Source organism: Curtobacterium sp. UCD-KPL2560 (assembly GCF_001705035.1).
Classification (GTDB): Bacteria; Actinomycetota; Actinomycetes; order Actinomycetales; family Microbacteriaceae; genus Curtobacterium.
In genome coordinates, this window is record NZ_MCIG01000091.1 from 1 (window position 1) to 10,352 (window position 10,352).

Sequence of the window (10,352 nt, forward strand, 5' to 3'; positions counted from 1 at the left end):
GCCGCACCGGCGCGCGTCCGACGGTGGGTCGCGCCGAGCATGGGTGCGTGCCCACCACGGATCCCCCCACCACAGACCCGCCGACCACAGACCCGCCGGCCACAGACCCGCCGGCCACAGACCCGCCGACCACAGCCCCGCCGGCCGCGGTCCGACCCGCCGCGGTCCGACCCGGTGCGGCCCGACCGTGGGCCGATGCCGTCGCCTCCGTCAGCGCTGGATGCCGAGCACGTCCGCCGTCACGCCCGTGGTGTCCCACCCGCCGCCCGAGGACTGCAGCACGGTGCCGTCCGACATCCGGAGCAGCATCGACCCTCCGCTGCCGCCCGCGACCGTCGTGGCGGTGCCCTCGGCCTTCGGCAGCGTCGTCGAGCGGCCACCGACCGTCGACCGGACGACGTCGGGGCCGCTGTCGGCCTGCCCGACCGACACGACGTCGCTGTCGTTCACCCACGCGGCACCGACGGCCTGGCCGGTGGCCGCCTGCACACGGACCGGCGGGCCGAGGCTCGTCGGGGTGCGGTCCGAGCCGCGGGTGATCGCCATGACGTAGAGCGCCGGGCCGTCCGCGGTCTGGATGAGGGCGAGTGCCCGGGTCGAGTCCCGGGAGACCTGGAAGGATACGAGCTGGCCCGCGGGCAGCGTCGTGGCGACCTGGTGCGGGTCGCCGCCGAGCCCGTAGGCGGTGACCTGCCGGGTGTCGCCGGCCCGGCCGACCCAGACGTACCCGAGGTCGTCGACGGACGGCGGTACCAGACCCTCGGACGCGTCGACCCGCAGGGCGTCACGACCCCGGACGACCACCACACCGCTCGCGTTGCCGACCGCGACCGTCGAGCCGTCGGACCCGAGGGCGAACGACGTCGGGTCGAGCGCGGCCACGGCGTCGCCGGTTCCGCCGCCGAGCGCGGCGACCTTGCCGCCGGCAGCCGCGAAGCCGACCTGGTCGTCGCGGAGCACCAGCGGACGCGGGTCGACGTCGGGGTTGACCTGCGCCGCGGAGCCGTCCTGCTCGGGGTTCGCGAACGTCGCGCCCTCGATCGTGATCGACACCGAGGACACCGACGCGACCGACGCCAGCGACCGCGTGAGCTGTTCGCGCATGCGCGCCTTGTCGGCTCCGCTGGCGCCCAGGGCACCGCTCGACAGGTCCACCGCGGCGGTGCCGTTCTCGATGGTCACGGCGTTCAGGGACAGCTGCGTGCCCTCCGGGAAGGCGGAGACGACCGCGCCCTTGAGCCACTCGGCCGGTCCGGCGAGCAGCGCGCTCGCGATCCGGGTGCTCGTCGACGACCGCGCCAGGAACCACCGTTCGTCGGGCACGAGGTACTGGTAGGTCGGGTCGAAGAAGTAGAGGGCGTGCTCCTGGAACGACGCCTCGAAGCTCACCGGGGTCAGGACGATCCCGTCGGGGGCGTACGCGATCCGCCACTCGCCGTCCTGTCGGACGAACTGGAACGTCAGGGTCGAGGTCGTCGGTCGGACGGCCTGGGTGTACTCGCCGTTCGCGTCCACCGTGGCCGTCGCGGTCAGCGTGTAGGTCAGCTCCCGGTCGGCCGCCCGCTCGACCGTGCCGTTGCCGGGGACGATCGTGACGCCGCGGCGGGGGTTCCACTTGCTCGCGAACCCGTCGGCGAGGAACGCCCGGGCGATCGCGTAGTCGTCCTGCGCGCCCGTACCGGCGGCGATGAACCCGCGCAGCACGGCGGTCTGGTCGGCCCCGGCGACCGGGCGGTCGGGGCGGTAGTCGAACCCCGAGATCGACTCGTCCTGCACGGACTGCCCGGCGCGGACCGGGCCGTCGGTCGGGATCGCGGCGCAGGCGGCCAGGGCGACGGCTGCGAGGGCCGCCGTGACGACGGCGACCAGCGGACGGAGGCGGCGGCGCACGCGCGGGCGGGCCGCGGAGCGCGGGGGCACGGAACGCGCGGGCACGGCGGACGCCGGGCGCTCGTCGGGACGCGTGGGCATCAGCGGTCCTCCCTGACGGCGCGGGGGCCGTCGTAGTCCTCGTCGAGCTCGGGCAGCGGGATCGCCGAGGTCGCGGTGCCGACGGCCTCGCCGCGGGGCAGGGTGAGCACGAACGTCGAGCCCTCGCCCGGGCGCGACCAGACGTCGATGCGGCCACCGTGCAGCCGGGCGTCGCCGAGCGAGATCGCCAGCCCCAGCCCGGTGCCGCCGATGGTGCGCCGGCGACTCGGGTCGGCCCGCCAGAACCGGTCGAACACGCGCGCGGCGTCCTCGGGCGGCATCCCGATGCCCTGGTCGCGCACGGCGATCGCGACGGACCGCGAGTCGCTGTCGACGACGACCTGGACCGGCTTCCCGTCGGCGTGCTCGATCGCGTTGCCGACGAGGTTGCGCAGGATGCGCCGCACCCGCTTGGCGTCGAGCTGCATGGTCGTGTGCCCGCCCGGCGTCACGAGCTGCAGGGCGGTGTCGGCCCGCTCGGCGAGCGGCTGGAACTCCTCGACGATGTCCGCGGCGAGCGCCGCCGGCACAACCGGCTCGGTGTCGAGCTGCACGGCCTGGGCGTCGTACCGGGAGATCTCGAGCAGGTCCGCGAGCAGGAGTTCGAACCGCTCGACCTGGGTGTGCAGGAGCTCGGCGGACCGGCCGACCGAGGGCTCGAAGGAGTGCCGCGAGTCGAACAGCATGTCGCCCGCGAGCCGGATCGTGGTCAGCGGCGTCCGGAGCTCGTGGGACACGTCGGACACGAAGCGCTGCTGCACCCGGGAGAGCTCGGCGAGCTGGGTGATCTGGCGGCTCACGGCGTCGGCCATGTCGTTGAAGCTCCGCGCCAGGATCGCGATGTCGTCGTAGCCGCGGACCGGGATGCGCTCGTCGAGGCGTCCGGCGGCGATCTTGCGACTGGTCTCGGCCGCGCCGCGGATCGGGACGACCACGAGCCGCACCACGAGCGACGTCACGAGCGCGATGAGCACGATGAGCGCGACCCCGCCGATGGACAGGGTCTGCGACACGAAGTCGAGCGTCTGCTGCGCGTCGGACAGGTCGTAGACGATGTACAGCTCGTACTGCCCCGCGCTCGGGATCTGCAGCACGGAACCGACCGCGAGCCCGGGTTCACGGCGCCCGCCGTCGTCGAGCTGCACGGCCTGCAGGCTGAGGCGGCCGGTGTCCTTCGCGACCTCTCGCCGCAGCTGGTCGGTGATCACGGCGTCGGGGAACTCGGGGCTCGCGAGGTTCTGCAGCGTCTGCGGGCTGGTCTGCCCGGGCGTGCGCTCGATCGCGATGGTCGTCCCGCCCGGGCTCGTGGTGTTCGACAGGATCGACTGCTGCGCCTCGCTCTGCAGTGTCTCGAGCTCGGACTGGTTGTTGTCCTCGCCCGCGGTCGCGGCGTCGAAGATGCCCTGGGCGACGACCGTCGCGCGGGCCGACTCCGCCTCGATCTGGTCGCGGCGCTGCGCGTAGACGTTGTTCGAGATGCTGATCATGACCGCGGTGCCGATCACGGCGACCGCGAGCCCGGTGGTCGCGACGGTGATCGCGACGGACCGCACCATGAGGGACCGTCGCCAGAGCCAGGCGAGCGCGTACCAGCCACGCCGCACCCAGCGGCGCACCCGGCGGCGGGCACGACGGGCCCACCCGCGGCCGGGTGCGCCGTTGGCGGACGGTCCCGGCGGCATCGTGGTCAGGCCCCTCCGGCCCGGTAGCCGACGCCGCGCACGGTCGTGACGATCCGCGGGTTGTCCGGGTCGTGCTCGATCTTCGCCCGGAGGCGCTGCACGTGGACGTTCACGAGCCGGGTGTCGGCCTTGTAGTGGTAGCCCCAGACCTGGTCGAGGAGCATCTCGCGCGTGAACACCTGGTTCGGCTTCTCGGCGAGCGCGCGGAGCAGGTCGAACTCGAGCGGCGTGAGCGCGATGACGGTGTCGCCGCGCCGCACCTCGTGGGCGGCGACGTCGACGGTGAGGTCCCCGGCGTGCAGCACGGTGCCGTCGGTCGCGGTCGGGCGCAGCCGGGTCTTGATCCGGGCGACGAGCTCCTTCGGGTTGAACGGCTTCACGACGTAGTCGTCGGCACCGTTCTCGAGCCCGGCGACGACGTCGGCGGTGTCGCCCTTGGCAGTCAGCATGATGATCGGCGTGCCGCTCTCGGCGCGGATGCGCTTGCAGACCTCGATGCCGTCGATCCCCGGCAGCATGACGTCGAGGAGCACGAGGTCGGGCTTGGTCGCGTGGAAGGCGTCGACGGCGTCGTTGCCGTCGGCACTGAAGTCGGGCTCGTAGCCCTCGGAGCGGAGGACGATGCCGATCATCTCGGCGAGGGCCTGGTCGTCGTCGACGACGAGGATGCGCGGTGTCATGCGTGTGGACTCCGAGTGGCGGGCGGTGGGTGCCGGACCGGCACCCACCGCCACGATAGCGTCCGGCCCCGGCAGGGCGGGTTTTCCGCCAGGATGGGAGTGTCCGCGCGTCCGCAGCGCGGCCGGAGCACGACGAGGGGGCGGCGATGTCCGACTGGCAGGTACCGGGAGCGCCCGGGTCGCGTGGCGAGGACGACCGGACGGGAGGCCCGGCGCACGACCGCGGGCAGCAGCAGCCCGGCGGGTGGCCGGGTCACGGCGCAGCCGGTGCGGCTCCGGGGCAGCAGCAGCCCGGCGGGTGGCCGGGTCAGCAGCAGCCCGGCCCGTGGTCGGGGCAGCAGCAGCCCGGCGCGTGGCCGGGTCACGGCGCAGCCGGTGCCGCTCCGGGGCAGCAGCAGCCGTCCGGCGGGTGGCCGGGCGGGCCCGGTGCGCCGGGTCACCAGCCCGGACAGGGCCCCGGCGCGGGGCCGGTCCCCGCGGGCTCCCGGCCGGTCCTGCCGCTCCGACCGCTCGGGCTCGGCGACGTGCTGTCGGGCGCCTTCACGGTCTTCCGGCGCAACGCGCGGGTCCTGCTGCTCTGGAGCCTGCTGCTCAGCGGCGTGCTCGGGCTGCTGTCGACCCTCGCGAGCACGATCGGGCAGTCGGTGCTGCAGTCGCGGATCTCCTCGGCGCTCGACGGCGGGCGGGGCGGCGACACCGTGGTCGCCGGCTCGATCACCCTCTGGCTGGTGCTGACGGTCGCGCTGCCGTTCCTCACGACGCTCGGCCGTGGCTTCCTGGTCGCCCCGGTCGCCGCGGACACCGGTCAGCGCATCCTCGGACGGCGCGCGACCTTCCGAGGGCTCTGGGCGCTGCTCGCCGGACGACGCCGCTCGGTCGTCGCGTGGATCCTGCTGCAGGCCGGCGCCGGCGTGGTGGTGGGCGTCGTCTTCGGCCTCGTCGTGTTCGGCGCAGCCCTCGCCCTGGGTGCCGGCGGCTCCGGGTTCGACGGTGCCTCGTTCGGCGGGTTCGTCCTGCTCTTCGTGGTGCTCGCGCTGGCGTTCGCGGTCGTCGGCGTGTGGCTCGGGACGAAGTTCGCCTTCACGGTGCCGACGATCGTGCTCGAGGGCCGCACGGTGTTCGCCGCGGCCGCGCAGTCCTGGCGACTGACGCGCGGGGCGTTCTGGCGCACCTTCGGGATCCTGCTGCTCGTCACCGTGGTGTTCGGGTTCGCGGCGTCCATCGCGGCGACGCCGCTGTCCATCGGTGCGCTCCTGCTCGCCGGGACGTTCGACCCGCTCGGGCAGACAGGTGTGTCGACCGGCACCGGGATCGCCGGGGTCGTCGCACTCGTCGTCGGCAGCCTGCTCGTCACGGCGGTGCAGTGCATCGTCGACGTGCTGACCGGGTCGATCACGACGTTCCTCGCCGTCGACCGACGGATCCGCACCGAGGGACTCGACCAGCGGATCGCCGCACACCTCGAGACCGGGCAGCCCGCCGACCCGTTCGCGCCCGCCGACCCGCTGCCCCGCCACCGACCGGGCACGTGGCAGCCGCCGCAGCAGTGGCCCGGCCAGCAGTGGCCGGCGCAGCAGCCCCCGGTCCCGCAGCAGTGGCAGGGCCAGCAGCCCGGCCCGCAGCAGCAGCAGTGGCACGGCCAGCAGCCGCAGTGGCCCGCGCACCAGCCCCCGGCACCGCAGCAGTGGCCCGGCCAGCAGCCGCCGGCACACGGCGGGCACCTCCCGGGCGGACGCCCGTGACCACCCCCGATGCCGACGAGGCACGCCGACTCCTCGAGCGCGAACTCGAGCGGAGCACGTACGACGGTGCCCAGCCGACGTGGTGGGACCGGGCCTCCCGGTCGGTCCTCGACTGGCTGGGGTCGCTCCGCGGCGACGGGGTCGACTCCCCCGTCCTCGCACACACCCTGCTGTGGACGGCGGTCGTCGTCCTCGTCGCCGTCGTCGTGCTCGTCGTGGTCGCCCGGGGACTGCCCCGTCGACGTGCCCGCGTGACCGGTGGGACGGTCGGCGGTGTCCTGGACGGGGACGACCTGCGCTCCGCCCGCACGATCGCCGAGGCCGCACGCGCCGCCCTGCGCGCCGGGGACCACGACACGGCCGTGCTCGAGGGCTACCGCGCCGTGGCGCGCGGCCTCGGCGAGCGCGACCTCGTGCCCGACGTCCCCGGCGCGACCGCACGCGCGATCGCCGGCCGGGCACGCGCGCCGTTCCCGGACCTCGGTGACCGACTCGACGGGGCGGCCGCGGCGTTCGACGCGGTGCGCTACCTCGGTGGGACCGCCGACGAGCGCACGGCCCGCGAGGTCCTCGACACCGAGCAGGCCGTCCGGACCGCCCACCCCGCGCGGCCGGACTCCCCGGCGGTGCCCGCGTGAGCGCCCGGACCGCGACGCCCGCACCGACCGGCACCCCGGCGACCCCGACACCCGCCGGCCGCGCTGCACGGACCCGGCACGTCGGCGCGTGGGTGCTCGTCGTCGCCGTGGCGCTCGTCCTCGCCGTCCTCACGGCCGTCGTGCAGTCCACGACGCCGCCCGGTCGCGACCCGCTCGACCCGCGCTCCGCGACCGCGAGCGGGTCGATGGCGCTCGTCCGGGTGCTCGAGCAGCGCGGGACCCGCGTCGACGTGGTGCGCGACGCCGACCGGGTCGGTGACGGCACGGTCTTCGTCGACGACGCCGCCGGTGTGCTCGACCCCGACGTCGCCCGGCGCCTGGTCCGCCGGGCCGAGCACGTGGTCCTCGTCAGCGGGGACCCCCGGGTGCTCGACGCCGTCGGGCTCCCCCTCGAACCGGCCGCCCGGCCCGGCGACGGGGACACCGTGTCGACCGCTCGCTGCGGGATCCCGGCCGCCGCCACCGCCGGCGAGGTCTCCACGGACGGGACCGCCTACGTGCGGACCCCGGCGGCCCCGGGCTCCGACGGCGCGGACGCCGGCACGACCGGGTCACTCGAGCTCTGCGCCCCGTCCGGCACCGGCGACGACCGCGCCTGGGGCCTCGCCCGGACGGACACCCCCGCCGGCGACGTCACCCTGGTCGGCACGACCGCCGCGTTCCGCAACGACACCGTGACGACGGCCGGCAACGCCGCGCTCGCGCTCGGTCTGCTCGGACAGGGCGGCGGGACCGACGGCACGGACACCCTCACCTGGTACGTCCCGACCGCGGGGTCCCCGGACGCGGCCCCGACGCTCGGCAGCCTCGCGCCGCCGTGGGTGCCGGGGCTGCTCGGCCTCCTCGGGCTGGTCGTCGTCGCCGCGGCGGTCTGGCGCGGACGACGCCTCGGACCGCTCGTCGTCGAACGGCTGCCGGTCGTCGTGCGGGCCGCCGAGACCACGGAGGGACGGGCCCGGCTCTACGCCCGCACCCGCGACCGCACGCACGCGCTCGACACCCTCCGCGTGGCCGCGCTCCGCCGCACCGCCCGTCGACTCGGGCTGCCGCGTTCCGCCCACGTCGACGAGGTGGTCCGCGCCGCCGCCCGCGCCACCGGACGCCCCGACCACGACGTGGGCCGGGTGCTGGTCGGCGGGCCGGCCGGCGACGACCGCCGACTGGTCGACGCGGTCGCGGCGCTCGACACCCTCGAGGCCGCGGTCCGCGCCGCCACCGAGGGCCGGACACCGGGCACCGGTCCAGGCACCGGCCCCACCGCCACCACCACCACCATCGACACCGCCACCGCCACCGCCACCGGCCGCGACACCGCGCAGGACGACCACCGACGAGGAGCACGCCCGTGACCGACCCCGCCAGCACCCCGGACGACCGGACCGAGCACCCCACCGGCACCGCCGGCCCCACACTCGGCAAGGACGCGGCCGCCCCGGCCCTCGACGCCGACCGTCGTCCCCGCAGCCGTCGCGGCGGCGAGGACGACGCCGCCCTCCGCGACGCCTTCGGCCGGCTCCGCGCCGAGGTCGGCAAGGCCGTCGTCGGCCAGGAGGGCGCGGTCTCCGGGATGATCGTCGGCGTGCTCGGGCAGGGCCACGTCCTGCTCGAGGGCGTCCCCGGCGTCGCCAAGACCCTGCTCGTGCGGAGCCTCGCGGCAGCGATGTCGCTCGACACCAAGCGCGTCCAGTTCACCCCGGACCTGATGCCCGGCGACGTCACCGGTTCGCTCGTGTACGACGCCTCGACGGGCACCTTCCCGTTCCGCGAGGGCCCCGTGTTCACGAACGTGCTCCTCGCCGACGAGGTCAACCGGACGCCCCCGAAGACGCAGTCCGCCCTGCTCGAGGCGATGGAGGAACGCCAGGTCAGCGTCGACGGCGCGGCCCGACCGCTGCCGGACCCGTTCTTCGTCGCGGCGACCATGAACCCGATCGAGTTCGAGGGCACGTACACGCTCCCCGAGGCGCAGCTCGACCGCTTCCTCATGAAGCTCGTCCTCGAGGTCCCGCCCCGCGACGTCGAGTGGCAGGTGCTCCGTCGCCACGCCGACGGCTTCGTCCCCCGCGACGTCCGGTCCGCCGGGGTCTCCCCCGTGCTCGGCGTGGACGAGGTCCTCGCCGCGCAGCGCGCCGTCGGTGCCGTCGGCGCCCGTGACGACGTGCTCGCGTACGTCGTCGACCTGGCCCGAGCGACCCGGCAGGCACCGTCCGTGCGCGTCGGGGTGAGCCCGCGTGGCGCGACCGCCCTGCTCGCGGCCGCGAAGGCCTGGGCGTGGCTCACCGGCTACGACGCGATCACCCCGGACCACGTGCAGGCGATGGTCGTCCCGGTGTGGCGGCACCGCCTCCGGGTCGCCGCTGACGCCGAGCTCGAGGGCGTCGGCGCCGACGGGGTGCTGCAGCAGGTCCTCGAGCAGGTGCGGGTGCCGATCTAGTGGCGATCTCCGGCCGGTTCGTCGCGCTCCTCGCGATCGCCGTCGTGCCCACCGTGCTGCTCGGAAGCGCCTGGGCGGGCCTCGCGTGGGCCGGGGTCGTCGTGCTCGGTGCCGTCGTCGACGTCCTGCTGGCCGCCGACCCCGCGCGCGTCCGGGTGGAACGACGCATGCCCCGGCTCGCGCGCCGTGACGCCACCGCCGACGGCACCCTCGTGCTCGCGAACGACGGCACCCGTCGCCTGCGCGCGGTCGTCCGGGACATGTGGGAGCCGTCCGCCGGTCACGAGCCCCGGCGGATCCGCACCGACGTCCCGGCCGGCGAGCGGCGCACCGCCCGGATGCGCTTCACGCCCTTCCGTCGCGGCCGCCGCCGCACCGCCGGCGTCGCGGTCCGCGCGTTCGGGCCGCTCGGCCTCGCGGCCCGGCAGCGCGTCGTGCCGGCGCCGGGCGAGCTCGTCGTGACGCCGCCGTTCCGCTCGCGACGGCACCTCCCGTCCCGCCTCGCGCGGTTGCGCGAGCTCGACGGCGAGACCACCCTGCAGCTGCGCGGACACGGCACCGAGTTCGACTCGCTCCGCGACTACGTGCGCGGCGACGACGTCCGGTCGATCGACTGGCGCGCCACGGCCCGTCGGCAGGACCTCGTGGTCCGGACGTGGCGTCCGGAGCGCGACCGCCGCGTCGTGGTCGTCGTCGACGCCGGTCGCGCGGGCGCGGGACGCGTCGAGGACGAGCCCCGCCTGGACACCTTCATCGAGGCCGCCCTGCTCCTCGGTGCCCTCGCCGCCGCGGCCGGCGACCGGGTCGACCTCGTCGTGCTCGACGACGCCGTCCGCGAGCGCGTGCACGGGGCCACCCGCGCCGACGTGGTGCAGCGCTTCGGCGAGGCGCTGTCCGCCGCCGAGCCGGGCATCCGGGCCACCGACTGGTCGCTCGTCCCCGGCGTGGTCGACGGCATCACCACCTCGCGCGCCCTCGTGGTGCTGCTCACCGGCCTCGAGTCCGTCGGGGCGTCGGGCGACGTGCTCGCCGTCCTGCCCCGTCTGGCCCGACGGCACGCCGTCGTGGTCACCGGCGTCGACGACCCGGCGGTCCAGCGGACCGCCTCCGGCGCACCCGGGACGACCGACGACGCGGTCGCGACCCGCTCCACACGCCGGCGACGGGGCGGGCGCGGGGCGCGC

Annotated in this window: 8 protein-coding genes; 5 read left to right on the plus strand and 3 right to left on the minus strand. The window is 75.8% G+C overall.

Annotation, left to right across the window (positions count from 1 at the left end; genetic code table 11):
* Positions 1-210: 210 nt before the first annotated feature.
* The 3 genes from BEP24_RS14680 to mtrA are packed head-to-tail and all read right to left on the minus strand — an operon-like array spanning position 211 to position 4,333.
* Positions 211-1,971, minus strand: a complete 1,761-nt coding sequence (locus BEP24_RS14680) for an LpqB family beta-propeller domain-containing protein (RefSeq protein ID WP_065964672.1) — start codon at positions 1,969-1,971, stop codon at positions 211-213.
* Positions 1,971-3,653 carry an MtrAB system histidine kinase MtrB gene (gene mtrB / locus BEP24_RS14685; protein WP_139266487.1) on the minus strand — a complete coding sequence of 561 codons (1,683 nt, stop codon included), beginning with the start codon at positions 3,651-3,653 and terminating at the stop codon, positions 1,971-1,973. Before mtrB ends, BEP24_RS14680 begins: the two co-directional genes overlap by 1 nt.
* A 5-nt stretch (positions 3,654-3,658) precedes the next feature.
* A complete protein-coding gene (gene mtrA, locus BEP24_RS14690; RefSeq protein ID WP_065964678.1) occupies positions 3,659-4,333 on the minus strand; it encodes an MtrAB system response regulator MtrA in 675 nt (224 codons plus the stop codon).
* 146 nt (positions 4,334-4,479) lie between these two features.
* Between mtrA and BEP24_RS14695 the strand changes: the two genes are divergently transcribed.
* The 5 genes from BEP24_RS14695 to BEP24_RS14715 form a co-directional block, all read left to right on the plus strand.
* Complete coding sequence (locus tag BEP24_RS14695; RefSeq protein WP_065964674.1) at positions 4,480-6,075, plus strand: glycerophosphoryl diester phosphodiesterase membrane domain-containing protein; 1,596 nt, start codon at positions 4,480-4,482, stop codon at positions 6,073-6,075.
* The gene (locus BEP24_RS14700) at positions 6,072-6,713 is read left to right on the plus strand and encodes a DUF4129 domain-containing protein (protein WP_065964675.1); all 642 of its coding nucleotides are present in this window, start codon (positions 6,072-6,074) and stop codon (positions 6,711-6,713) included. Before BEP24_RS14695 ends, BEP24_RS14700 begins: the two co-directional genes overlap by 4 nt.
* Positions 6,710-8,083 carry a DUF4350 domain-containing protein gene (locus BEP24_RS14705; RefSeq protein ID WP_065964676.1) on the plus strand — a complete coding sequence of 458 codons (1,374 nt, stop codon included), beginning with the start codon at positions 6,710-6,712 and terminating at the stop codon, positions 8,081-8,083. The genes BEP24_RS14700 and BEP24_RS14705 overlap by 4 nt, the downstream gene beginning before the upstream one ends.
* Positions 8,080-9,168: a MoxR family ATPase gene (locus tag BEP24_RS14710; protein ID WP_083230400.1), complete on the plus strand. Its 1,089-nt coding sequence runs from the start codon at positions 8,080-8,082 to the stop codon at positions 9,166-9,168. Before BEP24_RS14705 ends, BEP24_RS14710 begins: the two co-directional genes overlap by 4 nt.
* Positions 9,168-10,352, plus strand: a 1,185-nt coding sequence (locus tag BEP24_RS14715; RefSeq protein WP_083230401.1) for a DUF58 domain-containing protein, incomplete at its 3' end; no start/stop codon positions are given. The genes BEP24_RS14710 and BEP24_RS14715, both read left to right, overlap by 1 nt.